The sequence below is a fragment of the Allobosea sp. GW823-FHT01F03 genome, assembly GCF_058798075.1.
In genome coordinates this window covers 2413828-2438428 of record NZ_CM179505.1, presented here as the reverse complement: position 1 = coordinate 2438428, position 24601 = coordinate 2413828, and the positions used below count along the sequence as shown (strand labels likewise).

At 67.3% G+C, this 24601-nt stretch carries 23 protein-coding genes; 12 read left to right on the top strand and 11 right to left on the bottom strand.

Annotation, left to right across the window (positions count from 1 at the left end):
• The first annotated feature begins 22 nt into the window (after window positions 1-22).
• The gene (locus AC3RCC_RS11580; RefSeq protein WP_492258488.1) at window positions 23-457 is read left to right on the top strand and encodes a GlcG/HbpS family heme-binding protein; all 435 of its coding nucleotides are present in this window, start codon (window positions 23-25) and stop codon (window positions 455-457) included.
• A 153-nt stretch (window positions 458-610) separates the two neighbouring features.
• Window positions 611-1693 carry an NAD(P)/FAD-dependent oxidoreductase gene (locus AC3RCC_RS11575; RefSeq protein ID WP_492258487.1) on the top strand — a complete coding sequence of 361 codons (1083 nt, stop codon included), beginning with the start codon at window positions 611-613 and terminating at the stop codon, window positions 1691-1693.
• 33 nt (window positions 1694-1726) lie between these two features.
• Here AC3RCC_RS11575 and AC3RCC_RS11570 read toward each other — a convergent pair whose 3' ends face one another.
• The 3 genes from AC3RCC_RS11570 to AC3RCC_RS11560 all read right to left on the bottom strand — a co-directional run bounded on the left by AC3RCC_RS11570 (window position 1727) and on the right by AC3RCC_RS11560 (window position 6330).
• Window positions 1727-2212 (bottom strand): cysteine hydrolase family protein, encoded by a 486-nt coding sequence (locus AC3RCC_RS11570; RefSeq protein ID WP_492258486.1) that lies wholly within the window; start codon window positions 2210-2212, stop codon window positions 1727-1729.
• Window positions 2213-2282: 70 nt separating this feature from the next.
• Entirely contained in the window at window positions 2283-4721 is a 2439-nt protein-coding gene (locus AC3RCC_RS11565; RefSeq protein ID WP_492258485.1) for a glycosyltransferase family protein, read from the bottom strand.
• A 358-nt stretch (window positions 4722-5079) separates the two neighbouring features.
• Complete coding sequence (locus AC3RCC_RS11560) at window positions 5080-6330, bottom strand: urate hydroxylase PuuD (protein WP_492258484.1); 1251 nt, start codon at window positions 6328-6330, stop codon at window positions 5080-5082.
• A 155-nt stretch (window positions 6331-6485) separates the two neighbouring features.
• On the opposite strand from AC3RCC_RS11560, the gene uraH reads away from it, so the two are divergent.
• Together uraH and puuE are read left to right on the top strand one after the other, a co-directional pair.
• On the top strand, window positions 6486-6839 hold the full coding sequence (uraH, locus tag AC3RCC_RS11555) for a hydroxyisourate hydrolase (RefSeq protein WP_291634262.1): 354 nt from the start codon (window positions 6486-6488) through the stop codon (window positions 6837-6839).
• 72 nt (window positions 6840-6911) lie between these two features.
• Window positions 6912-8333 (top strand): allantoinase PuuE, encoded by a 1422-nt coding sequence (gene puuE / locus AC3RCC_RS11550; protein WP_492258776.1) that lies wholly within the window; start codon window positions 6912-6914, stop codon window positions 8331-8333.
• A gap of 236 nt (window positions 8334-8569) precedes the next feature.
• On the opposite strand, the gene AC3RCC_RS11545 is transcribed toward puuE, so the two are convergent.
• On the bottom strand, window positions 8570-9331 hold the full coding sequence (locus tag AC3RCC_RS11545) for an SDR family NAD(P)-dependent oxidoreductase (protein ID WP_492258483.1): 762 nt from the start codon (window positions 9329-9331) through the stop codon (window positions 8570-8572).
• A 154-nt stretch (window positions 9332-9485) separates the two neighbouring features.
• Here AC3RCC_RS11545 and AC3RCC_RS11540 point away from each other — a divergent pair, with 154 nt between their 5' ends.
• The gene (locus AC3RCC_RS11540; RefSeq protein WP_492258482.1) at window positions 9486-9668 is read left to right on the top strand and encodes a hypothetical protein; all 183 of its coding nucleotides are present in this window, start codon (window positions 9486-9488) and stop codon (window positions 9666-9668) included.
• Window positions 9669-9777: 109 nt separating this feature from the next.
• Here the strand turns inward: AC3RCC_RS11540 and AC3RCC_RS11535 are convergent, their stop codons facing one another.
• Window positions 9778-11232, bottom strand: a complete 1455-nt coding sequence (locus tag AC3RCC_RS11535; protein ID WP_492258481.1) for an SNF2-related protein — start codon at window positions 11230-11232, stop codon at window positions 9778-9780.
• A complete protein-coding gene (locus tag AC3RCC_RS11530) occupies window positions 11229-12197 on the bottom strand; it encodes a LysR family transcriptional regulator (RefSeq protein WP_492258480.1) in 969 nt (322 codons plus the stop codon). The genes AC3RCC_RS11535 and AC3RCC_RS11530 overlap by 4 nt, the downstream gene beginning before the upstream one ends.
• A gap of 165 nt (window positions 12198-12362) precedes the next feature.
• On the opposite strand from AC3RCC_RS11530, the gene AC3RCC_RS11525 reads away from it, so the two are divergent.
• The 6 genes from AC3RCC_RS11525 (at window position 12363) to AC3RCC_RS11500 (ending at window position 19354) form a co-directional block, all read left to right on the top strand.
• On the top strand, window positions 12363-13889 hold the full coding sequence (locus tag AC3RCC_RS11525) for an ABC transporter substrate-binding protein (protein ID WP_492258479.1): 1527 nt from the start codon (window positions 12363-12365) through the stop codon (window positions 13887-13889).
• A 143-nt stretch (window positions 13890-14032) separates the two neighbouring features.
• Window positions 14033-14950, top strand: a complete 918-nt coding sequence (locus tag AC3RCC_RS11520) for an ABC transporter permease (RefSeq protein ID WP_291634248.1) — start codon at window positions 14033-14035, stop codon at window positions 14948-14950.
• A 2-nt stretch (window positions 14951-14952) separates the two neighbouring features.
• Entirely contained in the window at window positions 14953-15849 is an 897-nt protein-coding gene (locus tag AC3RCC_RS11515; protein ID WP_291634246.1) for an ABC transporter permease, read from the top strand.
• Window positions 15849-16823, top strand: coding sequence for an ABC transporter ATP-binding protein (locus AC3RCC_RS11510; RefSeq protein WP_291646833.1), 975 nt, complete (start codon window positions 15849-15851; stop codon window positions 16821-16823). Before AC3RCC_RS11515 ends, AC3RCC_RS11510 begins: the two co-directional genes overlap by 1 nt.
• Window positions 16820-17806, top strand: coding sequence for an ABC transporter ATP-binding protein (locus AC3RCC_RS11505; protein ID WP_291634242.1), 987 nt, complete (start codon window positions 16820-16822; stop codon window positions 17804-17806). Before AC3RCC_RS11510 ends, AC3RCC_RS11505 begins: the two co-directional genes overlap by 4 nt.
• Window positions 17807-17965: 159 nt before the next feature.
• The gene (locus AC3RCC_RS11500) at window positions 17966-19354 is read left to right on the top strand and encodes a M20 family metallopeptidase (RefSeq protein WP_492258478.1); all 1389 of its coding nucleotides are present in this window, start codon (window positions 17966-17968) and stop codon (window positions 19352-19354) included.
• A gap of 33 nt (window positions 19355-19387) precedes the next feature.
• Here the strand turns inward: AC3RCC_RS11500 and AC3RCC_RS11495 are convergent, their stop codons facing one another.
• Window positions 19388-19642, bottom strand: a complete 255-nt coding sequence (locus tag AC3RCC_RS11495) for a hypothetical protein (RefSeq protein ID WP_291634238.1) — start codon at window positions 19640-19642, stop codon at window positions 19388-19390.
• Between the two features lie 117 nt (window positions 19643-19759).
• Here AC3RCC_RS11495 and AC3RCC_RS11490 point away from each other — a divergent pair, with 117 nt between their 5' ends.
• Window positions 19760-20404 carry a hypothetical protein gene (locus tag AC3RCC_RS11490; protein WP_291634236.1) on the top strand — a complete coding sequence of 215 codons (645 nt, stop codon included), beginning with the start codon at window positions 19760-19762 and terminating at the stop codon, window positions 20402-20404.
• A gap of 11 nt (window positions 20405-20415) precedes the next feature.
• Here AC3RCC_RS11490 and AC3RCC_RS11485 read toward each other — a convergent pair whose 3' ends face one another.
• From AC3RCC_RS11485 to AC3RCC_RS11470, 4 genes are all read right to left on the bottom strand, one after another.
• Entirely contained in the window at window positions 20416-21228 is an 813-nt protein-coding gene (locus tag AC3RCC_RS11485; RefSeq protein ID WP_291634432.1) for an ABC transporter permease, read from the bottom strand.
• Window positions 21228-22058: an ABC transporter permease gene (locus tag AC3RCC_RS11480; RefSeq protein WP_414644950.1), complete on the bottom strand. Its 831-nt coding sequence runs from the start codon at window positions 22056-22058 to the stop codon at window positions 21228-21230. Before AC3RCC_RS11480 ends, AC3RCC_RS11485 begins: the two co-directional genes overlap by 1 nt.
• Window positions 22059-22122: 64 nt before the next feature.
• The gene (locus tag AC3RCC_RS11475) at window positions 22123-23253 is read right to left on the bottom strand and encodes an ABC transporter substrate-binding protein (RefSeq protein WP_452117859.1); all 1131 of its coding nucleotides are present in this window, start codon (window positions 23251-23253) and stop codon (window positions 22123-22125) included.
• Between the two features lie 14 nt (window positions 23254-23267).
• Window positions 23268-24380, bottom strand: coding sequence for an ABC transporter ATP-binding protein (locus tag AC3RCC_RS11470; RefSeq protein ID WP_492258477.1), 1113 nt, complete (start codon window positions 24378-24380; stop codon window positions 23268-23270).
• Between the last annotated feature and the right edge of the window lie 221 nt (window positions 24381-24601).

Here is a 24601-nt window from a genome sequence, read left to right as displayed (position 1 = left end):
CTCCGTCCACAAGGGATACGCCATGACCATGCTCACTCTCGATCAGGCCCGCGCCATCGTCGACGGCACGCTGAAGCATGCGCGCGAGCAGGGCTTCAAGCCGCTCGCCATCGCCGTGCTCGATGCCCGCGGCGCCCAGAAGCTCTTCATCGCGCAGGACGGCACCAGTCTGAAGCGCGGCGAGATCGCGCTCGGCAAGGCCAATGGCGCGGTTGCGCTCGGCGTCGGGCCGCGCGCCCTCAACAAGATGGCTCTGGAACGCCCGCATTTCATCAACGGCGCCTCGCTCGCCATCGGCGGCTCGCTCGTTCCGGTGCCCGGCGGCGCACTGATCCGCGATGCGGACGGCGCCCTGCTCGGCGTCATCGGCATCTCCGGCGACACCTCCGACAATGACGAAGCCGCGGCGCTGGCCGGCATCGCCGCCGCCGGGCTCGTCGCCGACACCGGCGCCTGAGCCGGGCCGCCCCCGCCGCGCCGCAGCGGGAAGCCATGCAGCGATGCGACGGCCGGGCTACGGCGTGTCGCATTGCCTTGCGGCTGAATTTGCGGCAACGGAGGGCGCCCGAGGCGAGGGCGCGCCTCCGCCAGCCTCCACAGGGATTGCATCATGACCGCCGCGACCGCCAACGAGAACCTGCCCGCCAGCGAGATCATCGAGACCGATGCGCTGATCATCGGCGCGGGCCCTTGCGGCCTGTTCACCGTGTTCGAGCTCGGCCTGCTCGACATCAAGGCCCATCTCGTCGACATCCTGCCGAAGGTCGGCGGGCAGTGCGCGGAACTCTATCCCGAGAAGCCGATCTACGACATTCCCGGCTTCCCGCTCGTCACCGGCCAGCAGCTGGTCGACAATCTGATGGAGCAAATCCGGCCGTTCGGGCCGAGCTTCCACCTCAACCAGATGATCGAGGCGGTCGAGGTCCTCGGCACGCCCGAGGCCCCGCGCTTCCGGCTGCGCACCGATGCCGGCACGGTCTTCGACGCCAAGACCGTGCTGATCGCCGCCGGCGGCGGCTCCTTCCTGCCGAAGAAGCCGCCGATCCCCGGCATCGAGGCCTATGAGAACCGCGGCGATGGCAGCGGCGTCTATTACGCCGTGCGCAAGATGGAGATGTTCCGCGACCGCGAGATCCTGATCGTCGGCGGCGGCGATTCGGCCCTCGACTGGACGCTGAGCCTGCAGCCGCTCGCCAAGCGCGTCACGCTGATGCACCGCCGCGACGATTTCCGCGCCGCGCCGCATTCGGTCGAGCAGATGCGCGCCCTCGTCGCTTCCGGCGCCATGGACCTGAAGATCGGCCAGATCACCGGCCTGCGCGGCGACGGCACGACGCTCGAGGCCGCGATCTGTCGCGACAACGCCAATGCCGCCTTCGAAATCCCCTGCGGGACGCTGCTGCCCTTCTTCGGCCTGACCATGAAGCTCGGGCCGATCGCCGATTGGGGCCTGAACCTCCACGAGAACCTGATTCCGGTCGACACCGAGAAGTTCGAGACCAACGTCCCCGGCATCTTCGCCGTCGGCGACATCAACACCTATCCGGGCAAGCTGAAGCTGATCCTCTCCGGCTTCCACGAGGCCGCACTCGCCGCCCAGAAGGTCCACCGCTACGTCTATCCGGAGAAGCGGCTGACCTTCCAGTACACGACCTCGTCGAGCTCGCTCCAGAAGAAGCTCGGCGTCGCCTGAGGCGCGGATACCGGCGGACCAACGCCGCCGGATTCACGCCGTCCGTGGATCGGCCAGTCCGAGCTCGCGGCTGGTGATCACGTGCCTGAAATGGTGACGCCAGAGCCGGACGCCGAGTTCGCCCGAGCGATCCAGCGAGGAGCCGACGGTCAGGTCGCTGATCAGCGTCGGCATCAGCCCCGCATCGAACAGCGCAAAGCCGGCGGCGAGGACGCAAGTATCGGTCTGGATGCCGCAGACCAGCACGCGCTCCGGATTCAGGTTCTTCAGATGGGCGACCGTCTCGGGAGGCGGCCCATAGCCGTGCTTCACATGGACGAGGTCCGCCGCTATCAGGCTGTCATCGCCCGGCGCCGGGGCCCAGCCAAGCTGGCGCCGGAACGGCGTGACGGCTTCGTCATGGCGTTCGACCGTGGCGACCGAAGGCATGCTCCCGATCAGTCTGCCGATCCCCTCGACCAACCATTCCGGCGGATCGAAGCCGGGTTGCACGTCGATGATCAGGAGCGCCTGTTGCATGGCGCTTCATAACTTCCGGCCAGGAGGAAGGCGAGCTTCCGGCCGCAGCGGCGCAGCCGGACGCGCCGGGCTAATGCGCCGATGACGAGGCGGTGAGGTCGGGCGACGGGCGAGCCGGCTTGCGTGGCGCGACAGGCAGGGCTGCCGGCGTCACGGGCACGGTTTCCGGCGCCTGCTCGGCTACGGCGCTCTCCTCCTGCGGCTCGCTGACACGGTCGCGCAGTTCTGCGATCGCGCCTTCCAGCGGCCTGAAGACGAAGCGGACCTTGTGCTTGCCGGCCGGCACCTTGACCGCCCGGAACAGGACATTGGCCTTGAGGATCTCGACTTCCGTGCCGTCGAGCTCGGCGCGCCACCAGGGATGCCAGATGTCGTTGAGCACGACGAAGCCGGCCTGGGCGCTTTCGACCTCGATCTCGACCTCGGTATTGCCGTAGCGCTTGAGTTTGACCTCGCCCTGGGCGCGGCTCGGCCCCTCGGCGACGCCCTCGCCCGGCTCGCTGTCGAGCAGGACGACCTGCTGTGGGTCGGCATCCGGCCATTTGCCGGCCGTCTTCATCCCCTCGAAATCGGCGAGCTGCCAGCCGCCGACGAACTGCACGCGCGGCAAGGCGCGCGGGTTCTCGTAGATGAAGCCGTCCTTGGTGTAGGCGGCGAGCTTGAGATCGCCCGGCCGCAGCGTCCGATCGACCTGGCCGATCGGCACGCGCGAGGCGATGTAGCGCAGGCCGAGGAAATCGGCGAGCCGGCAGCGATAGGACGGGAACAGCGGCGTGAAGACGCGCTGGTCCGGCCCGGCGATCGAATCGCGCGTGCCGACGGCGTCCGAGAAATCGGCAAGCCGCAGCGGGTTGTAGCCCAGCGTATGGTCGAAGCCGTGGATCATGCCGGCATTGGGCCATTCGAAGCCGAGGCCGAGCAGCTCGACCCGGTCGCGCCGCGGCGAGCCCGCCGGCTGGGCGGTCAGCCGCTTGAGCACGGCGACCGTCTCGTTCTGCGTCTCCGGCCGCAGCACGTCGTAGAGCTCGGGCGCCAGCGCCGTCGACTCGTTAGGACCGTTGTTGAAGGCGAGATCGGCACCGACGGCGGCCGTGACGATCAGGCTCGCCGCCAGCGGGCCGATCGCGGCGCGCCAGCGCGTCAGGGCGAGAACGATGCCCCCGGCGAGCGCGAACCAGAGCCCCGCAATCGCACTCGGCCACCAGGCATCGCCGAGATGGCCTTCGCGCTGCGCGACCAGCAGCGCCCCGGCGATCAACGCCGCGAGCACCAGCGCCACGATGCCGAGATCGCGCCAGGGGGCCTTCGCCTTCTCCTCGGTCAGGAGCCGGTGCAGCAGATAGCCCGAGAGCACCGCGCCGAGCGCCCCGATCAGGAAAGTCGCGTCGGCGGGCCGGCGGAACGCCTTGACCCCGGGCAGGTACTCATAGGCGAGGTGGAAGAACGGGGTGTAGCGCCCAAGCGAGAACAGCACCATCAGCACGAACAGGATGGTGAAGGGCCGGATCGCCCTGTCCCAGAGCCAGCCACGGCTGAGACCCGGCGCGATCAGCAGCAGGAATGGCAGCGCCCCGACATAGACCTGCCCCATGTTCTGCGACAGGAACAGCTCCTTGGCGTCCCATTGCGGGCTGTAGGGCCCCCAGAAGTCGACGGCCGGGTCGCTCGCGCCGAACAGGTCGCCGATGAAGGCGGTGAGCAGCGAGGCCGGGTGCAGCGAGCCCCTGCCCGCCTCGACGAAATCGACGGCCGGGCGCGTCGTCGCCTCGGCGAACAGCCAGGTCCAGAGCAGCGGCACGGCGATGGTCGCGATACCGGCGACGGAGGCTGCGGCGATCGGCGCGAGGCTGGCGCGGAAGCCCGCCTTGCCTTCGGCGATCCAGTAGGAAACCACCATGCCGACGAGGACATAGGCGCCGAGCAGCGCGACCTGGTCGGGATCGAGCACCATCATCCCGGAGGCCAGCCCGGCGAGGAACCCATAGAGCAGCGAGGAACGCTGCAGCATGCGCGCCGTCAGCCAGAGGGAGAGCGCGAAGAAGGCGAGGCTCGAAATCTGCCCGACATGCTGGACGCGCCAAGCCGCCGAGGCGCCGAAGGCGAAGACCAGCGCCGCGAGCAGGCCCGCCGCCGGATGCCAGCCGCGGTCGCGGAAGAACATCAGCAAGGCGAGGCCGCCGACCAGGAGATGCGCCAGCACATAGGCGTCGACCGCCCGGAAGCTCGGCGAAGGGTTGATCAGCGCCAGCAGGATCGCCGGCGAGAAGATCAGCGATTGCGGATCGGCGATCTGCGGCGAGCCACCGAAGACGTTATGCGTCCAGAACGGCGACTGGCCGGAATGCAGCGCCTGGGCGAGAAACTGGATCTGCGCCTGGAAATGCGCCTTGGCGTCGAATGGAATCGTCACCGCCCCGGAGAGCCAGGGCCAGCACAGCGCCACCCAGGCGCACAGGAACAGCACGGCCGCCAGCCTGTAGCCGGCGCCCTTGGTCGATGCGTGGTCCAACTGGACCCCCCGGTCCCTGGGGCGCGCCCACCGCCCGCTTGCCGGGGGGTTGTTCACGCCGATTTGAACAGGCCGGAAAAATGCGGCCCGCGACGTGAACCGAAACTGAATGAAACCGGCGCGCCGTTCAGATTCACGCGGCAGCGTCAACGCGCCGCTACCAGGGTCGCGGAATCTCGTTCTCAGCCCTCATCCTGGGGAACGATCGCAGATCGCGTCTCGAAGGATGATCGGAAGGCTCAGAGCGAACTGGAGCATCCTTCGAGACGCCCCGGAGTTTATCCTTGGGCCGGCCGAAGGCCGGACCCGAGGGCGGCTCCTCAGGATGAGGGCTGGAGGGACAACGCCCCCGAACAGTTCAGCGCTTCTGCGCCACCCAGGCGGCGAGCTGGCGCCGCTCATCCGTGGTCATCCCCGACAGATTGTTCGGCGGCATGGCATGGGTCATCACCGCCTGCACGCCGATCGCATGGCGCTGGCGCGCGATCAGCTCCGGCTCGTGCAGATAGACGCCCTTCGGAGCGACCCCGATGCCGGGCCAGGACGGCTCCGGCGCATGGCACATGGCGCAGCGCCCGGTGACGATGTTGGCGACCTCGGCCGGCGGCGGCACCAACCCCGCCAGCATGATCGGCCTGGCCTCAGGCAACGGTTTCAGGCCGAGTCGCTCGCGCCCACCGGGCGAGGAGGCCATCGCCACCCAGAAGGCGAGCCAGAGTGCCAGCGCCGCCACCGCCCAGGTCCACCAGGGCGATTTCGCATGGTCGGCATGGCGGACATTGTAGAAGTGGCGGATCAGCGCGCCGGCGACGATCACGAGCGCGACCAGAACCGGGATCACCGCCGAATTGGCGTAGGTCACCGGGTAATGGTTCGCCAGCATCAGGAACAGCACCGGCAGGGTGATGTAGTTGTTGTGCAGCGAGCGCTGCTTGGCCTGCTTGCCGTATTTCGGATCGGGCACCTCGCCGGCGACCATCGCGGCGATGGTCTTGCGCTGGTTCGGCATGATCACGAAGAAGACGTTGGCCGACATGATCGTCGCCATCAGCGCGCCGGTATGGATCAGCGCGCCCCTCCCCGAGAAGACACTGGAGAAGGCCCAGCTCGCGGCGATGACATAGCCGAAGCCGAGCAGCCCGAGCACGACGTCGTTCCTGCCCAGCGGCGACTTGCAGAGCAGGCCATAGAACAGCCAGCCGCCGGCCAAAGCCGCAATGCCGATCGCTCCCGCCGCGAAGGGCGAGAGCGCCATCACCGCCGGGTCGATCAGATAGAGTTCCGACTGGGCATAATAGACCCAGACCAGGAGGAAAAAGCCGGAGATCCAGGTCCAGTAGGCCTGCCATTTGTGCCAGGTCAGTTCCTTCGGCAGCACCTCCGGCGCGACCAGATATTTCCGCATCGCGTAGAAGCCGCCGCCATGCACCTGCCAGGCGAGGAACTGGGTCGGCTGGCCGGCCGCGTTTTGGGGCGCATCGGGCGCCGCCCTGAGCGAGGCGTCGAGATGGATGAAGAAGAAGGACGAGCCGATCCAGGCGATGGCGGCGATGACGTGCAGCCAGCGCAGCAGCATGCCGCCCCATTCCATGAGATAGGCCTCAAGCATGCGGCGTCTCCGCGAAGGCGCCTCGGCGCGCGAATTGACAGGGCAGATTCGGGGATGGAACTTGCATGCTGTCTCCAGACTAGGTTCGGCCTTTTCCGGAACGCAAGCATCATTCCCGCCGCGCTCCCGCGGCATCATCAGCGAAAGGATCAGGCATGGGGCGCTTGTCGACGCATGTGCTCGACACGGTCAATGGCAGGCCGGCAGCGGGGGTACGCCTCACGCTCGACTGGATCGCCCCGGACGGCTCGCGCAATCGCGTTCTGGAAACCCAGACCAATGCCGATGGCCGCACCGACGCTCCCTTGCTGAGCGGCACGCTGACGACAGGCTGCTACGAGCTGAGCTTCCGCATCGGCGACTATTTTCGAGGCCTCGGCACGGCCCAGCCGGAGCCCGCTTTCCTCGACCAGGTGCCGATCCGCTTCGGCATCGCCGAGCCGGAGGGGCACTATCACGTGCCGCTTCTCGCCTCGCCCTGGAGCTACTCGACCTATCGCGGCAGCTGAGGCGAAACGATTCCGTTTCCAACGCCTTACGCGCCGCTCCTGAATCACCGTCGCATGGACCTGAATCTAGCTATGAGCTCCTCCTATCCGCGCGACCTCGTCGGCTATGGCCGCACCCCGCCGCATCCGCATTGGCCGGGCGAGGCGCGGATCGCGGTGCAGTTCGTGATCAACTACGAGGAAGGCGGCGAGAACTGCACGCTGCATGGCGACGCGGCCTCGGAAGCCTTCCTCTCCGAGATCGTCGGCGCCGCGCCCTGGCCCGGCCAACGCCACATGAACATGGAGTCGATCTACGAATACGGCTCGCGCGCCGGCTATTGGCGGCTCTGGCGGATGTTCACGCAGCGCAAGCTGCCGGTCACCGTCTTCGCCGTCGCATCGGCGCTGCAGCGCTATCCCGAGATCGTCGCCTCGATGCAGGAGGCCGGCTGGGAGATCGCCACGCACGGGCTGAAATGGATCGACTATCGCGACCTGCCAGCCGAGACCGAGCGCGCCCATATCGAGGAAGCGATCCGCATCCAGGCCGAGCTCGCCGGGGAGCGCCCGCTCGGCTGCTATCAGGGCCGCACCTCGGTCAACACCATCCCCCTGACCATGGCGGAAGGCGGCTTCCTCTACACCGCCGACGTCTATGCCGACGAACTGCCCTACTGGCTCGAAGGCCCGCATGGGCCCCAGCTCGCCGTGCCCTATACGCTCGACGCCAACGACATGCGCTTCGCGACGCCGCAGGGCTTCAACAGCGGCGACCAGTTCTTCGCCTATCTCAAGGACTCCTTTGACACGCTCTATGCGGAAGGCGAGACCGCCCCGAAGATGCTGTCGGTCGGCCTGCATTGCCGCCTCGTCGGCCGCCCGGGCCGCGCCGCCGCCCTCGCCCGCTTCCTCGACTATGTCCGGGGTCATGACAGGGTCTGGGTCGCGACCCGGCTCGACATCGCCCGCCACTGGGTACGAACGCATCCGCCCGCCGGCGGCTATCGCCCCTCGGCCGTGCCGAAGGCGCTGTTCGTCGAGGTCTTCGGCCGCATCTGGGAGCATTCGCCCTGGATCGCCGAGGCGACCCATGCTGCCGGCCTCGGACCGCAGCATGACGGCGCCGAGGCGCTGCACCGGGCGATGGTCGCGGTGATGCGCGCCGCCCCGCGCGAGCGGCAGAAGGCGCTGCTCCTCGCCCATCCGGACCTTGCCGGCAAGATCGCTGCGGCGGGAGAGCTGACGCCGGAATCGGCCGGCGAGCAGGGCTCCGCCGGGCTCGACCGGCTGACATCCGACGAGCGCGCCCGCTTCACCGCGCTGAACGAGGCCTACAAGGCGCGGTTCGGCATTCCCTTCATCCTCGCGGTGAAGGGCCTGACCAAGGCGGACATCCTCGCCGCGTTCGAGGTTAGGCTGAAGAGCACGCCGGAGCAGGAGTTCGGGACGGCACTGGCGCAGGTCGAGAAGATCGCCCTGATCAGGCTGAGGGACCTGCTGCCGGCCAGCTAGAACACGCTGCGCTCTTTCCGGGGGCAGGTCACAGGCCTGAGCCCGGAAGCCATGAACACCGCCCTTTCCGTCATGGTCGGGCCTGTCCCGACCATCCACGTCTTCGCTGGTCGCGACCTGTGTTCAAGACGTGGATACTCGCCACAGGGGCGAGCATGACGAGTTGTAGCAACGTCGCGTCCGTGATTTCCGGCGCTCCGCTTCGCTGCGGCCGGAATAACGGACAAACGGATCGACTACAGTCCGCTCACCAAGTGCCCGCCATCGACGGCGACGACCGCGCCGGTCATGTAGCGGGCGGAATCCGAACAGAGCAGCAGGAGCGGACCGTCGAGATCGGCGAGTTCGCCGGCCCGGCGCATAGGGATGCGCTTCTTCAGCGCCTCGCCTGCCTCGCTGGCGAAGAACTCGCGGTTGATGTCGGTGACGATGTAGCCGGGCGCCAACGCATTGACCCTGATCGCATGGCGCGCCCATTCCAGCGCCAGCGCCTTGGTCATCTGGATCAGCCCGGCCTTGGAGATCGCATAGGGCGCAACCCTGCCGGCGACGCGCTCGCCGAGGATCGAGGCGATGTTGACGATGGCGCCGCCACGTCCCTGATCCACCATGATCTTCGCCGCCGCCTGCGCCGCGAAGAAGCAGCCCTTCAGGTTGACATCGAGCTGGGCGTCCCATTGCGCCTCGCTCACCGAAAGCGCCTGCTCCGTCTCGCCGACGCCGGCATTGTTGACGAGGACGTCGAGCCCGCCGAGCAGGTTGGCCGCCTCCGCGATGCCGCTCTCGATCGCCGCGACCGAGCCGACATCGAGCGAGACCGGCACAATCTTCCCCGGCAGGCCGGTAGCCTCCCGCGCCAGTGCCGCGAGCCGGTCGGTACGGCGCGCCGCAGCGGCGACATGCGCGCCGCGCTCCGCCAGCAGCCGGGCGAAATGCGCCCCCAGGCCGGAGGAGGCGCCGGTCACCAGTACGCGCTTTCCCTTCAGATCGTCGAACATGCCGTTTCTCTCCCGCGGCCCTGCGAAGCGTTGTCAGGCCGTGAGGGGACAATGCCGCACCGCCCCGGTCAACCGGTCGTCCACGATGCGATGCGGAACCGCCCGGCGGCCGAGGCGTTCTTCCAGCCGACATCGCAATGACGGGGGACATCCCATGTTTCGCATTCTGCTGGTGATCGCGGTCCTCGCCATCGGCTATGACGCCGTGGTCCATCAGGGCGCCTATACGCGCGACCTCTGGTCCAAGGCCGTCGGCGCGACCGAGCGCGTGGTCGACGAAGCCAAGCGCGTCAGCGAGCGGGCGCCGGACACGCCGCCGCGCACGCAGATGAATTGAACGACGCCGTCATGCTCGCCCTTGCGGCGAGCATCCACGTCCTGAACACCGAGGCTGATAGGCAAAGGCCAAGACGTGGCAAGCCCGGCCATAACGGGATAGGCACCGGCTAAGCCGCCTCCCGCGCCAGTGCCGCCTGCTCGATCTCGCCGGCGATCGCCTCGATCAGGGCGGTCTCGTCGCCGGCGAGTCCCTCCATCGCCGCCATGCGGGCGAGCACCGTCGCAGCGACCTTCTCTTCCACCGTATCCTCGGCATAGGCGTAGAAGATCGTCGCGTGCTGGCCGTCGCGATGACAACGCCCCTCGATCTGCTGCAGCTGGATCGCACTGTGGCGCAGATCGTGGACCACAAGCGCCCGCTCGCGCTCCCCGCCCGGCATCTCGCCCTTATGCAGCGAGATCGACTCGGTCACGGTGAAGATGACGGCGTCGAGCCTGCCGGTCTGGAAGGCGATCCGCGTCGCCTCATTGGCTTCGCCGGAATGCTCGCCGGTGATCGAGCCGACGCGCCAGCCCCGTCCCGCGAGCTTCTCCGCCAGCATGGCGCCGGTTTCGAGGAAGGCGACGGAGATCGCGACCTGCTCGTCATTCTCGAGCAGGTCCTGGCAGAAATCCGCGGTGCCGGCGGTCCTGAGCAGGCTCGCCTTCTGGCGGAAGCGCAGATCGGCGGCCCAGCCGGCCGGCTTGCGGGTCGAGCCGCCGGCGAGACCGAGCTCGCGCCGGAACTCGCGCCAGGTCGCGTCGTAGAGCTTGCGCTCGCTCGCATCGAGCGCGACGGGGGCAAGCTCGCGCTGCACCTCCGGCCAGCCGGCGATCTCCTCCGGCCGCCGGCGCAGGCCAATGGCGTTGCGGCCGCGATAGAGCAGCTCGGCCATCACCTTGCGGTCGGCCTCGTTCGGCTCCCAGCTCCAGTTCTTCCAGCGCCCCTTGGCACGGCCGATCTTCAGCTTCTTCATCAGTGCCCGAAAACCGTCGAGATCGCCATCGGGCGCGCCGGTCGCGTCCGCGAGCAGTCTCGCGAGATAGGAGAGTTCGTGCGGCGCCTGTCCGGCCGTCGCGCTCATATAGATCGTGAACTGCGCCGCCGCCGCCATCTGCCGGCAGACCAGCCCCTGCTGCGAATTCGGATTGCGGATGCGGTGCGCCTCGTCGATTACCACCAGCGGCCAGACGCGCTTCGGCGTGCCATGCTTGGCGAGTTCGTTGTTCTTCGCCCTGGTCGAACGCTTGTTGCTCGCCGGCGGCGGCGCGAGCAGCGATTTCGTCCGCTCGAAATTCATCAGGGTCAGCTTTTTCGACGGCAGGCCGGAACGGGCGATGGTGCGCCGCCATTGCGGGATCGCACCCTTCGGGCAGATCACCAGCACCTCCTGCTCAGGCATCGCCGCGATGGCGAGCCAGGCCGAGAGCGTCTTGCCGAGGCCGGTGAGATCGCCGAGCAGGAATCCGGGCTTGCCGGCCGCCCGTGCCGCCAGGATCGCGTCGCGCGCCACCAGCTGGTGCGGATGCGGCACCATGGTGTCGGCCGCGGCGCCCTGGCCCGTCACGTCATCGAGCCTCATCCCTGTAGCCCTTGCGGACGGTCACCCGGCTTCGCCGCTTCGCCTGCGAGCGCGGCCTCGGCGACCGCCGCGTTCTCGCTTTGCAGCCGCTCGATCAGCGTGCCGATGAAATTCGTCACCACCTTGGGCAGGGCCCGGCCGGACATGGTCTGGATCTGCAGGCTGCGCGGCGGCAATTCGCCGTCCTTCAGCGGCAGCGCCACCACCGAGCCGTCGCGGATCGAGGCGCCGAAGGAGATCGAGCTGGCGAACATCACGGCGCCGCCGAGCTTGCAGAAATGGCGCAGGCTCGCGACATTGGTCGAGGTCAGCACCGGATCGACGGTCAGCCCCCGCGCCGAGAAATAGATGTCGACGATCTTGCGCACCGTCGCCTCGTTGTCGAGCACCGCCATCGGATGGGCGAAGATGTCCTCGATTCGGACGGTTTCCTGCTGCGCCAGCGGATGAGGCGGTGCGACGAAGGCATAGGTCCGTACGGCGCATTGCCAATTGATGGTGACGCCGCGCTCCTGCTGCAGCACGAAAGTCAGGCCGAGGTCGATCGCGCCGGTGCGGACCTGCTCGGTCACGACCTGTGGCGACATCACCTTCATGTCGAAGGCGACGTCCGGATAGTGCTGCCGAAAGGCATAGATCGTCTCGGGAATGAAGGAGACGGCGAAGCCCTCGGTGACGCCCAGGCGGATCAGCCCCCGGCCGGCGCCGTGCAGTTCGCGGATCTCGTTGACGACCTGCTCGGCCTCCAGCTCAAGGCGCTGGGCATAGGCCGCGAGCGTCTGGCCCGCCTGAGTCACGATCATGCCGTGCGAGCGCCGCTCGAACAGGTCGGCGTCGAGCTCCTTTTCGAGATTGGCGATCTGACGGCTGACGGCCGAAGCCGCCACCCGCAGGCGCTGCGCCGCCGCGCTGACCGAGCCGGTCCGCGCCACCGCCAGGAAATATCGGAGGGCCGCTGTCTGCATGGCGCGGCTTTAGAGAAGCTTTGCCGGTTCGGCAACGATCCCTTCGATTCATTCTTATGGCGGCAAGCTCAATCCTTGGGCAGATTTCGAATAAAGCAAAACTGCGGCAGTCCAGCCGTGGCGGAGCTTTGTCAGCACGCTCGATGAAGCCGTGAGGGGATAAGAATGCGAATCTCGATGAAGACGCTGGCCGTCGCGCTGGCGGGTACCGCCATGGCGGCCCTGACCACCATGCCGGCCTCCGCCCAGAAGGCCGCCAACACGGTCCGCTTCGCCTATGACCAGGCGCCCGAGAACGTCGACCCGTTCTTCAACAATGTCCGCATCGGCGTGATCATCGGCGCCAATGTCTGGGACACGCTGATCTACCGCGACCCGAACACCAATGAGTACAAGGGCCAGCTCGCCAAGAGCTGGAAGCAGATCGACGACAAGACCATCGAGTTCGAGCTGCGCGAGGGCGTGAAGTTCCACAATGGCGAGGAGTTCGACGCCGACGACGTCGTCTACACGCTGAACTTCATCTCCAAGCCCGAGAACAAGGTCGTCACCCAGGGCAACGTCAACTGGATCGAGAAGGCCGAGAAGCTCGACAAGTACAAGGTCCGCCTGACCACCAAGGAGATTTTCCCGGCCGCGATCGAATATCTCGCCGGCCCGGTGGTGATCCATCCGAACGAGTATTACGAGAAGGTCGGCCCCAAGGGCCAGAACGAGAAGCCGGTCGGCTCGGGCCCCTACAAGGTCTCGAACTACGTCCCGGGCAAGTCGATCACGCTCGAGCTCAACAAGGACTATTTCAAGGATTCGCCGAAGCCGCAGCCCAAGATCGGCAAGATCGACATCCGCTTCATCCCGGATCGCCAGACCCAGATGGCCGAGATGCTCTCGGGTGGCGGCGACCTGATCATGCACGTCCCCAAGGACCAGGCCGACCAGCTCAAGACCGTGCCGACCCTGCAGGTCGTCTCCGGCGAGACGATGCGCATCGTCTTCATGCAGATGAACATCCAGGACGGCACCCCGGCGCCGGCGCTCAAGGATGAGCGCGTCCGCAAGGCGATCATCCACGCCATCGACCGTGAGGCGATGGTCAAGAACATCGTCGGCGAAGGCTCGCGCGTCATCAACACGATCTGCTTCCCCTCGCAGTTCGGCTGCACCGACGAGGGCGCGACGCGCTACAATTACGATCCCGCCAAGGCCAAGGCCCTGCTGGCCGAAGCCGGCGTCAAGGACCTGACCCTGGACATCGTCGCCTATCGCGAGCGCAACCAGACCGAGGCGCTGATCGGCTATCTCCAGGCCGTCGGCATCAAGACCAATCTGCGCTTCCTGCAATATGCCGCGATGCGCGAGCAGATCGCCACCAACAAGGCGATGCTGACCCACCAGACCTGGGGCTCCTTCTCGGTCAACGACGTCTCGGCCGCGACCCCGAACTACTTCGCCTTCCGCAGCGAGGACATCACCCGTGATCCGGCGGTCCGCGACCTCCTGAACAAGGGCAACAACTCGGTCGATCCGGCGGTCCGCAAGGAAGCCTACAAGGGCGCGCTCAAGATCATCGCCGACAAGGCCTATGCGACGCCGCTCTACTCGCTGCCGGTCTACTACGTCGCCAACAAGGACCTGAATTTCAAGGCCTATCCGGACGAGATGGTCCGCTTCTGGGAAATGGGCTGGAAGTGACGCGCAGCGTCGTTCTCGGGCGCAGCGAAGCGTAGGCCCGAGACTCTCAGTCACGAGATGGTCGGCTCGAGGCCGACCATGACGCCAGGCCGGTCGCTCGCCGGCCTGGCGAACATAACCCTTCAGACTTCGAAGGAAGCCCCATGCTCGGCTTCATACTCAAACGTCTTGGCCTGGCACTGATGGTCGCGCTCGCGGTCTCGGCCATCGCCTTCTTCCTGCTGCGACTGTCCGGCGATGTCGCGGTCGCGATCGCCGGCGAAGGCGCGCAGCAGGCGGACATCGACGTGATCCGCAAGACCTACGGGCTCGATCGGCCGCTCCTCGTCCAGTATCTCGACTGGCTCTGGAAGACGCTGCGCGGCGATTTCGGCACATCGATCTATTTCAAGACCGACGTCTCCGAGCTGGTCCTGGCCAAGATGCCGGTGACGCTGATCCTCGGCCTGACCTCGCTCGCCTTCGCGCTCTTGATCTCGATCCCGCTCGGCGTGCTCGCGGCGATCTACGCCAATAGCTGGATCGACCGGGTGGCGCTCGCCGTCGCGGTCTTCGGCCAGGCAATGCCGAACTTCTTCTTCGCGCTGATCCTGGTGATGCTGTTCTCGATCACCCTGCGCTGGCTGCCGGTCTCCGGCTCCGCGACCTGGCAGCACTACATCATGCCGACCGTGGCGCTCGGCTACTATGCCGCGCCGGCCTTCATGCGGCTGATCCGCGCCGGCATGATCGAAGTGCTCTCGGCCGACTATATCCGCACCGCCCGGGCCAAGGGCCTGCCCTCCGGCAAGATCATCTTCAAGCATGCGCTGCGCAACGCCGTCGTTCCCGTCGTGGCCCTGGCTGCGGTGCAGCTCGGCTTCCTGCTCGGCGGCTCCGTGGTGATCGAGACGATCTTCGCGCTCGATGGCCTCGGCTACCTCGCCTATCAGAGCATCACCTACAAGGATTTCCCGGTCATGCAGGTCGTCGTCCTGCTGCTTTCCGTCGTCTATGTGCTGCTGACGCTCGCCGCCGACATCGCCAATGCCTGGCTCGATCCGCGCATCCGGGTGGCCTGACCATGAGCGAAACCTCCCTCTCCGTCGCCGAAGCGCCCGAGCTCTCCGAAGGTCGCAAGCTGCTGCGCCGTTTCCTCGGCCAGAAGGCCTTCGTCTTCGGCTTCGGCCTGCTCGTGCTGTTCATTCTGATCGCGCTCGCAGCCCCGCTTCTGGCACCGCACGACCCCTATCTGCAGAACCTGACGGCGCGGAACATCCCGCCCTTCTGGTATGAGAAGGGCAACTGGGTGCATCCGCTCGGCACCGACCCGCTCGGGCGCGACTATCTCTCGCGCCTGCTCTACGGCGCCCGGATCTCGTTGCTGATCGGCATCAGCGTCGTCATCATCTCCGGGCTGATCGGCACCACCATGGGTCTGCTCGCCGGCTATTTCGGCGGCCGGATCGACATGGTGATGACCTTCCTCGTCACCACCCGGCTCTCCATGCCGGTGATCCTGGTGGCGCTCGCCGTCGTCGCCATCGTCGGCTCCTCGCTCTGGATCGTCATCCTCGTGCTCGGCCTGCTCAAATGGGACCGTTTCGCGGTGGTGATGCGCAGCGCGACCCAGCAGGTCCGCTCGCTCGACTATGTCGCCGCGGCCCAGTCCGCCGGCGCCTCGACCAGCCGCATCATCCTCGGCGAGGTGCTGCCCAACATCGCACCGCATCTCATCGTCGTCGCGACGCTGGAAGCGGCGAGCGCCATCCTGCTCGAGGCGGCGCTGTCCTTCCTCGGGCTCGGCGTGCAGCCGCCCCTGCCCTCCTGGGGACTGATGATCTCGGAAGCCAAGGCCTACATGTTCTTCTCGTTCTGGCTCATCGCCCTGCCCGGCAGCGCGCTTGCCTTGCTGATCTTCGCGATCAATCTCGCCGGCGACGGCCTGCGCGACGTCATCTCGCCGGAGGGGCGCACCTGATGAGCGAAGCCATCCTCCAGGTCGACGGCCTCAGCGTCGACATCGCGACCCCGCGCGGCCCGCTGCATGCGGTGCGCGAACTCTCCTTCACCGTCGAGAAGGGCAAGACGCTCTGTCTCGTCGGCGAATCCGGCTGCGGCAAGTCGATGACCTCGCTCGCGATCATGGACCTCCTGCCCAAGGCGGCGAAGAAGAGCGCGAAGCGCCTTTCCTTCGCCGGCGAGGACCTCGCCAAGGCCGGTGCCAAGCGCATCAACGCGCTGCGCGGCGACCGCATGGCGATGATCTTCCAGGAACCGATGACGGCGCTGAACCCCGCCTACACCATCGGCGACCAGATGACCGAGGCCTACAAGCTGCACCGCAAGGCGAGCGAGGCCGAGGCCCGCGAGCGCGCGATCCTGCTGCTCGGCAAGGTCGGCATCGCCAATGCCGCCCAGCGCCTCGGCCAGTATCCGCACCAGCTCTCCGGCGGCCTGCGCCAGCGCGTCATGATCGCCATGGCGCTGATGTGCTCGCCCGACCTCCTGATCGCCGACGAGCCGACCACCGCCCTCGACGTCACCATCCAGGCCCAGATCCTGCGCCTGCTCGCCGATCTCCAGAAGGAGCTCGGCATCGCCATGGTGCTGATCACCCATGATCTCGGCATCGTCGCCCGCATCGCCGACTGGGTCGGGGTGATGTATGCCGGCCAGATCGTCGAGGAAGGTCCGACCGAGGCGATCTTCCGCAATCCGCGCCACCCCTACACGCAAGGGCTGATCGACTGTATCCCGGTGCCCGGTCGTACAGAGCCCGGCGGCAAGCTCGGCGTCATTCCGGGCGTCGTTCCTTCCCTGGTCGGCGAGATCAGGGGCTGCAGCTTCCGCGACCGCTGCAAGCACGCCAAGCCCGCCTGTGCCGAGGCGCCCCCGCTGCGACAGCGGCCGGACGGGCATAGCTGGCGCTGCATCCTGGAGGACGCGGCATGAGCGCGACCAATCCGATCCTGCTCGAGGCGCGGGACCTCACCCGCTCCTTCTCGGTCAGCCAGGGCCTGTTCAAGGGCAAGCGCAAGCTCCACGCCGTCAACGGCGTTTCGCTCGCCATCGCCAAGGGCGAGGTGCTCGGCATCGTCGGCGAATCCGGCTGCGGCAAGTCCACGCTGGCGCGCATGCTGCTCGGCCTGCTGCCGCCCTCCAGCGGCGAGATCGCACTCGCCGGCGAAGATGTCGGCAAGCTCGGCCGGCTCGGCATGGCCAAGCGGGTCCAGCCGGTGTTCCAGGACCCCTATTCCTCGCTGAACCCGCGCCGCACCATCGCCTCGATCGTCGCGCTGCCGCTCGCCGTCCAGGGCATCGGCACCGCCAAGGAACGCCGCGAGCGCGCCATCGCCATCCTCGACAAGGTCGGCCTGCCCCGCCGCTTCGCCGACCGCTATCCGCGCGAGCTCTCCGGTGGCCAGCGCCAGCGCGTCGCCATCGCCCGTGCCCTGATCCTCAATCCGGAGATGGTGGTCTGCGACGAGCCGACCTCGGCGCTCGACGTCTCCGTGCAGTCGCAGATCCTCAACCTGCTCAACGATCTGCGCCGCGAGCTCGGCCTGACCTATGTCTTCATCAGCCACAACCTCGTCGTCGTCGAGCATATCGCGACGCGGGTGGCGGTGATGTATCTCGGCCGCGTCGTCGAGCTCGCCGATACGGCGACGCTCTTCAAGGCGCCGCGCCATCCCTACACCAAGGCGCTGCTCGCTTCCGTGCTGACGCCGGAGCCCGGCAAGGGCATCCCGGAGACCGGGCTCGGCCTCGCCTTCCCGGACCCGCTCAACCCGCCGAGCGGCTGCCCGTTCCACCCGCGCTGCCCGGCGCGGACGGAGCGTTGCGCCAGCGTCGAGCCGAAATTGCGCCAGGACGCGGCCGGCCTCGTCGCCTGCCATCTCTATGACGAACCGGCGAGCACCGCCGCCGCCTGACATGTCCATTTTCCCCTCGGCCCTCATCCTGAGGAGCGATGGCAGATCGCGTCTCGAAGGATGCTTCCAGAGCACACTGGAGCATCCTTCGAGACGCCGCTGCACGGCTCCTCAGGATGAGGCCGGGACAGGCAGAATTCCCAGCGAGGAGACGTTCCCATGACCCGCGCCCAGGCCGTCGCGCATGCCCAGGACTACTTTGATTCCGGCAGTCTCAAGCGCGACCTCTCGCGTCTCATCGCCATGCCGACCGAGAGCCAGAATCCCGAGCGCGCGCCCGTGCTCAGCGACTATCTCGAAAACGAGATGCGCCCGCTGCTCGAAGGCCTCGGCTTCACCTGCAGGACGCTGACCCATCCGCGCGCCAAGGGACCCTTCCTCTTCGCCGAGCGCATCGAGGACCCGTCTTTGCCGACGATCTTCGGCTACGGCCATGGCGACGTCATCCGCGGCCTCGACGCGCAATGGAGCGAGGGGTTGTCACCCTGGACACTGACCGAGCGCGGCGACCGCTGGTACGGCCGCGGCGTGGTCGACAACAAGGGCCAGCACGTCATCAACATCAATGCCCTGCGCGCCGTGCTCGAAACCCGCGGCAAGCTCGGCTTCAACGCCAAATACCTGATCGAGATGGGCGAGGAATGCGGCTCGCCGGGCCTGCGCGAGCTCTGCACCGAGCAGAAGGAGCTGTTCAAGTCGGACGTACTGATCGGCTCCGACGGGCCGCGCCTCAATGCCGAGCGCCCGACCATCTTCCTCGGCTCGCGCGGCGGCGTCACCTTCGACCTTTCGATCAATGCCCGCGAGGGCGGCCACCATTCCGGCAACTGGGGCGGCATCCTCTCCGACCCGGCGATCCAGCTCGCCCATGCCATCGCCTCGATCGCCGGCCCGACCGGCCAGATCCGCATCCATGAATGGGTGCCGAAGGAGCTGCCCGAGCCGGTCCGCAAGGCGCTGGCCGATTGCGAGGTCGATGGCGGCCCGGACGGCCCGACCATCGATCCGAACTGGGGCGAGCCCGGCCTGTCGCCGGCCGAGCAGGTCTTCGGCTGGTGCTCCTTCGACGTTCTGGCGATGAAGTCGGGCGTGCCGGAAACCCCGGTCAACGCCGTGCCGCCGAGCGCCTGGGCCCGCTGCCAGCTGCGCTTCGTCGTCGGCATCGACCCGAACGAGGTGCTGCCGGCTCTGCGCCGCCATCTGAAGCGCCAGGGCCTCGACATGGTCGAGGTCACGCTCGCCCGTGACGAGATCTTCAACGCGACCCGCCTCGACCCCGAGGATGCCTGGGTGCATTGGGCGCTGGCCTCGATCGCCAAGTCGACCAACAAGAAGCCGGCCCTGCTGCCCAATCTCGGCGGCTCGCTGCCGAACGACATCTTCTCGGAGATCCTCGGCCTGCGCACGATCTGGGTGCCGCACTCCTATCCGGGCTGCTCGCAGCACGCCCCCAATGAGCACCTGCCGGTCGCGATCGCCCGCGAGGCGCTCGCCATGATGGCCGGGCTCTACTGGGATCTCGGCGACGGCAACACGCCGGCGCTCTGAGACTGGTTTGACCGAGGACCCGTACGGGCCCTTTCACTCCTGCGGCTGGCGCGGATCGCGTGCCGGCGGCAGGTCGACAGGCGTCGCCGGCGGTGTTTCCGGCGGCGCGTTCGGCGGCAGTTCCGGCGGCGGATCGGTCGGAATGCCGATCGGTTCGGCATCGGGCGGCGTCTCGACCGGCGGCGCCGGCGGCACCTCGCCCGGCGTCAGCGGCGGCAATTCGGGCGGCGGCATGGGCGGCAGCGGATCGCCGCCGGGCTCGCCTGCGGCCTGGTGGTACATCGTCATCTGAGGCTCCCTTCACCGCTTGAAACGTTGCGCGGCTTGAAAAGTTCGCCGGAAGTGGGCGCGACGCATCTGAAGGACGGGCCTATCTTCCCTTGCGGAAGGCGCGCTAAATAGCGCATGCGTTCCGCTCCGCGCCCATGCTCTCCCTTCCGGTTACGACACGCCGTCGCCGCAACGGCGCTCTTCGCCGCCGCCCCGGCTTTCGCGCAGTCCGCCCCGCTCAGTTGCACCGGCCCCTTCGCCCGCAATGCCGACGAGGCCTCGCTGATCCGGGCCTTCGGCAAGGCGAATGTCCGGCGGGCGCGGATCGAGGTCGGCGAGGGCGAGAAGCAGCAAGGCGCCATCATCTTCCCGGGCGACGGCAAGCGCCGCATCGAACTGATCTGGCATGACGGCGCGAAACGGCGGCGCCCGGCGACGATCTACATCCGCGAAGGCTCGACGCAGGTCGTCCAGACCCCGGACGGCACGCCTATCGGCATCGGCACCTCACTCGCGGCGGTCGAGAAGGCCAATGGCGGCCCCTTCACCATCCTCGGCTTCGGCTGGGACTATGCCGGCACCGCAACCGACTGGCGAGGTGGGAAGCTGGCCAAGGCAGGCGGCGGCTGCCGGCTGCTCGTCCGCTTCCACGATACGCCAGGGGCCAATGCCGCGGCGCTTGATCGCGTCTCCGGCGATAGCGAGTTTTCCTCAAGCGATGCCGACATCAGGGCTGTGAAGCCCATCGCCGGCGAGATCCTGCTGTCCTGGGCGGAGTAGCGGGGCCGGCCTCAGGCGCCGACCTTCGCCAGCACGTCCGCGCGCAGGAAGCGCTCGATGAACAGCATGAACAGCACCGAGGGCACGAGCAGGATCAGTGCCGTGATCGAGGCGACCTGGTAGTTGCCGCCCATCGCCGCATTGTAGAGCAGCAGCGGCAGCGTTGTGACCTGCGGCACGCCGACGAAGAAGGTGCCGGTGAACTCGTCGAGCGATTCCAGGAAGACGAAGATGCCGCTGGCGATGATGCCCGGCATCGCCAAGGGCAGCGTCACCGTGAAGAAGGTCCGCAGCGGCGAGGCGCCGATATTGCGCGCGGCGAGTTCGAGGTCCTTGTCGACGGCGGCGAAGGCCGCTGCCGCAATCCAGACCGAATAGACCAGCCCATGCGCGGCATGGACCAGCACCACGCCCAGCACCGTGCCGTTGATGCCGAGCTGGTAGAAGACGCGGGCGACGTTGATGTAGATCGCGACCGACGGAAAGGCCTGCGGCAGCAGGAAGAGCACCATGAAGGCCGCCCGCATCGGCAGCTTCAGCCGCGCCAGCGCGTAGCCGGCGGGTATCGACAAGGCGAGCGCGACGATGACCGTCAGCACCGCGATCCAGACGCTGGTGCCGAGCGAAGCCATGGCGTCGCCGGTCGGCCGGAAGACCTGCTCCCAATAGCGCGTGCCATAGGTCACCGGCAGCTTGTAGGGCGTGTACCAGCGCTCGGCGACCGACCACAGCGCCAGATTGGCGAGCGGGCCGATCAGAACGAAGGCGAAGGCGGTGAGGATGGCCGCGGCGAAAGTCGCCCTGGCGGCGGAAGCGAGCCGCATCATGGCGCGCCCTCCTTGGCCAGCCCGCGCTTCAGATAGAGGATCGCGGCACCGGCACTGATCAGATAGGTGATCACGCCGAGGGCGTTGGCGGTCGAATAGTCGCCATAGGCGTTGATCCGGAAGGCCATGTCGACGGTCAGCATGGTCGGCTGCGAGCCGGCGACCATCATCGGCACCGAGAGCACCGAGAGCATCGTCACGAAGGACAGGACGAGCGCGACCAGCAGCGTCGGCATCACCTGCGGCAGAGCGAGTTCGAAGAGCACGCGCGGGCGCGAGGCGCCGAGATTGCGCCCGGCCTCCAGCGTCGCCCGGTCGATCGAGGCGAGCGCGCCGGCGAGCAGCAGCGCGACGAAAGGCGTCTGCTTCCAGACGAAGGTGGCGATGATGCCGCGCCAGTCGAGGAAGCTCGTCGCGCTCAAGGGCTCCATCAGCCCGAGCGAGACGAAGGTGTTGTTCATCAGCCCGTTCTTGGCGAGGAAGGTGCGCATGCACTGCGCCGCGACGATGAACGGAATGAACAGCGGCCAGCGATAGAGCGCCCGCAGCGTGCCGACGACCCAGCGGTTCTCGCCGAGCGTCAGCGTGCCGGCGATCGCGATGGCGGCGAGCCCGGTCAGCACGCAGGAGGTCACCACGATGATGATGGTGAAGAGGATGTCGCCCGAATAGAGCTCGAAGGCCTTGGCGAACCATTCCAGCGTCAGCGAGCCGTCCGGCCGGGTGAAGGCCGAGATCAGCGAGAAGCCGAGCGGGTAGAGGAACAGCGCCGCGACGAGGAACAGGCCGGGAGCGATCAGGATCAGCGCCAGTTGGCGTTGAGACAGCATGTTGGGCGCCATCGGGAAAGATGCGGCCCGGCAGGAGCCGGGCCGCGATTGGGGGTGAGGCTCAGTTCGCGACCTTCTTCTCGTAGCTTTCGAGAATGTCGTTGAAGTAGGGCGCGATCGGGAACGGCTTCGCCTTGGCGCTGAGATCGGCTGGGGTGATATCGGTGAAGAGCTTGTTCCAGGCGGCCTGGTCGAGCTTGCCTTCGAGGTTCTTGGCATCGATGCCCGGATACCAGTTGAAGCGCTTGACGATGCCGTCGGCCTGGACCTGCGGGCTGGTGGCGAGCGCGATGAACGCCTCCGCCAGCTTGCGGTGCGCGGTCTTCTCCGGCACGGCGTAATACATCGGCTGACCCGGCATGCCCGGCGCGGCGAGTTTGAGCTTCATGTTCGGCGGCAACTTGCCGTCGGCCTGCCAGGAATAGAACATGTCGACCCAGACCGGCCCCATGGCGATCTCGCCGCGGTTCAGCATGTCGAGCGTGCCGGCATTGCCGGGGGTGATGACCGCGTTCTTGTTGAAGGTCTTGAGATCGGCGAGCGCGCCGTCCCAGCCGGCCTTCACCGCCGGATCATAGGGACCCTTGACCAGCTTGTCGGCATCGCCGCCGAAGGCATAGACCCAGCCGGTGACGAAGGCGACGCCGGACATGCCGCCCTTGATGCCGTTATAGCCGAACTGCTTCGGGTTCTTGCTCACCCAGTCCTTCAGCTCGGCGAAGCTGTTCGGCGGGGTCTTCAACAGATCGGCATTGTAGGCCAGCGCGGTCTGCGACTGGAACATCGGCAGGACATAGCCGGAGACGTCGGCGCCGAGCGCGTTCTTCGCCGCCTCGCTGGAGACGAGCTTCGCGGTGTCGACCCCGCCGGTGTACTTGGCGAGGAGCCCTTCCTTGACCATCGTGCCGGCGGCCTTCTGGTGGATCACGACGACGTCGAAATCCGTGGCGGCCGAGGCCTTCTGGGCGTCGAGCTTCTCATAGATCTTCTGCGAGCCGGAATCGCCCGGCCCGGTGCCGACCGAGACCACTTTCACCCCGGGATGAGCCTTCTCGAACATCGGCCCGAGATAGTCCTTCACATAGTCGACCATGTTCTGGTCGCCGGCCGTGGCGACGTTGAGTGTCTGCGCCGAGAGCGGCGTCGCCGCCATCAGCGCTGCGATCGAACAGGCAATCGTGAGCGTGCGCATGTGATCAACCCCTGTCAGGCAGCAAGCCCGGCCTCGGATGCCGGGAAGATGTGAAGGCGCTGCACGGGAATGCGCAGCCCGACCTTCGCTCCGAGTTCGTGACGGGTGGCGTCGTCGACCGTGACCTCGCAGTCGTCGGTCTTGACGCGGTAGCGATAGACCCCACCCGGATAGGCACGGGCCGCGACATGGCCCGCCATCACCAGATCCCCCGCCGACGGCGCATCGGCCGCATCGAGGCGCGCGACATCGTCGCGGAAATAGGCCATTGCCCGGCCGGCAGGCAGGGCGTCGCGCAGGGCCGGCGGCAGCTCGGCCGCGGCATCGCCGGCGAACAGCGAGGCGCCGCCCGCAGAATGCTCGACGCGCAGCGGCAGGATGTTCTCCGCCCCCATGAAATTGGCGACGAAGGCGCTGGCCGGGCGATCATAGACCTCCTCCGGCGTGCCGACCTGGGCGATCCGCCCGGCCTCCATGATGACCAGCCGATCGGCCATGGTCATCGCCTCCTCGCGATCATGCGTGACATGGACGGCCGTCACGCCGAGGCGCTGCTGGATCGCCCGGATCTCATGCCGCATCGTCATGCGGATCTTGGCGTCGAGATTGGAGAGCGGCTCGTCGAGCAGGAGGATGCCGGGATCGATGGCGAGCGCCCGGCCGAGCGCGACACGCTGGCGCTGGCCACCCGAGAGCGCCGTGACCTTGCGGCCCTCATAGCCGGAAAGGCCGAGGAATTCGAGCATCGCGGCGACCTTGGCGGCGATCTCGGCCTTCGGCACGCCGCGCAGCTTCAACCCGTAGCCGATATTCTGGAGCACCGTCATATGCGGCCAGAGCGCGTAGGACTGGAAGACCATCGCCATGCCGCGCTTTTCAGGCGGCAGCCCGGCGACATCGCGCCCTCCGACCATGATCGAGCCGGACTGGACCGGCACGAAGCCGCTCAGCGAGCGCAGCAGCGTGGTCTTGCCGCAGCCGGAGGAGCCGAGCAGCGCAGTGAAGCTGCCGGGCGAGAAATCGAGATCGATGCCGTGGAGGACACGCGTATTGCCGTAGCCAACGTGCAGACCGCGCACGCTGATCGCCTCGCCCGAGCGCAAGCTCTGTTGCCGTTCGGCCCGCAACACCGTCTCCCTATGCGACCTTATTCCAAGAAAATGGAACATCTGATCCATTTCTCTCATCGCTTGGAATAAGCGTAGCGGACACTTGCACCGGCACGCAACAGCTTTATGAAGGCAGTCGGTCTCCCAGCCGAGGCGACGCCGGCACGCGATACTCCCTGTGGAGGAAGGCTTGTGCGCCGGCAAAATACCGGCATGCTCGCGCACGCCGGGGAAAAAGA

Bases quoted from the DNA above. Each gene is read 5' to 3' on its own strand.
- AC3RCC_RS11580 (WP_492258488.1), top strand. From the start codon at position 23: ATGACCATGCTCACTCTCGATCAGGCCCGCGCCATCGTCGACGGCACG.
- AC3RCC_RS11575 (WP_492258487.1), top strand. From the start codon at position 611: ATGACCGCCGCGACCGCCAACGAGAACCTGCCCGCCAGCGAGATCATC.
- AC3RCC_RS11570 (WP_492258486.1), bottom strand. From the start codon at position 2,212: ATGCAACAGGCGCTCCTGATCATCGACGTGCAACCCGGCTTCGATCCG.
- AC3RCC_RS11560 (WP_492258484.1), bottom strand. From the start codon at position 6,330: ATGCTTGAGGCCTATCTCATGGAATGGGGCGGCATGCTGCTGCGCTGG.
- uraH (WP_291634262.1), top strand. From the start codon at position 6,486: ATGGGGCGCTTGTCGACGCATGTGCTCGACACGGTCAATGGCAGGCCG.
- puuE (WP_492258776.1), top strand. From the start codon at position 6,912: ATGAGCTCCTCCTATCCGCGCGACCTCGTCGGCTATGGCCGCACCCCG.
- AC3RCC_RS11545 (WP_492258483.1), bottom strand. From the start codon at position 9,331: ATGTTCGACGATCTGAAGGGAAAGCGCGTACTGGTGACCGGCGCCTCC.
- AC3RCC_RS11540 (WP_492258482.1), top strand. From the start codon at position 9,486: ATGTTTCGCATTCTGCTGGTGATCGCGGTCCTCGCCATCGGCTATGAC.
- AC3RCC_RS11535 (WP_492258481.1), bottom strand. From the start codon at position 11,232: ATGAGGCTCGATGACGTGACGGGCCAGGGCGCCGCGGCCGACACCATG.
- AC3RCC_RS11530 (WP_492258480.1), bottom strand. From the start codon at position 12,197: ATGCAGACAGCGGCCCTCCGATATTTCCTGGCGGTGGCGCGGACCGGC.
- AC3RCC_RS11525 (WP_492258479.1), top strand. From the start codon at position 12,363: ATGCGAATCTCGATGAAGACGCTGGCCGTCGCGCTGGCGGGTACCGCC.
- AC3RCC_RS11520 (WP_291634248.1), top strand. From the start codon at position 14,033: ATGCTCGGCTTCATACTCAAACGTCTTGGCCTGGCACTGATGGTCGCG.
- AC3RCC_RS11515 (WP_291634246.1), top strand. From the start codon at position 14,953: ATGAGCGAAACCTCCCTCTCCGTCGCCGAAGCGCCCGAGCTCTCCGAA.
- AC3RCC_RS11510 (WP_291646833.1), top strand. From the start codon at position 15,849: ATGAGCGAAGCCATCCTCCAGGTCGACGGCCTCAGCGTCGACATCGCG.
- AC3RCC_RS11505 (WP_291634242.1), top strand. From the start codon at position 16,820: ATGAGCGCGACCAATCCGATCCTGCTCGAGGCGCGGGACCTCACCCGC.
- AC3RCC_RS11500 (WP_492258478.1), top strand. From the start codon at position 17,966: ATGACCCGCGCCCAGGCCGTCGCGCATGCCCAGGACTACTTTGATTCC.
- AC3RCC_RS11495 (WP_291634238.1), bottom strand. From the start codon at position 19,642: ATGACGATGTACCACCAGGCCGCAGGCGAGCCCGGCGGCGATCCGCTG.
- AC3RCC_RS11490 (WP_291634236.1), top strand. From the start codon at position 19,760: ATGCGTTCCGCTCCGCGCCCATGCTCTCCCTTCCGGTTACGACACGCC.
- AC3RCC_RS11485 (WP_291634432.1), bottom strand. From the start codon at position 21,228: ATGCGGCTCGCTTCCGCCGCCAGGGCGACTTTCGCCGCGGCCATCCTC.
- AC3RCC_RS11475 (WP_452117859.1), bottom strand. From the start codon at position 23,253: ATGCGCACGCTCACGATTGCCTGTTCGATCGCAGCGCTGATGGCGGCG.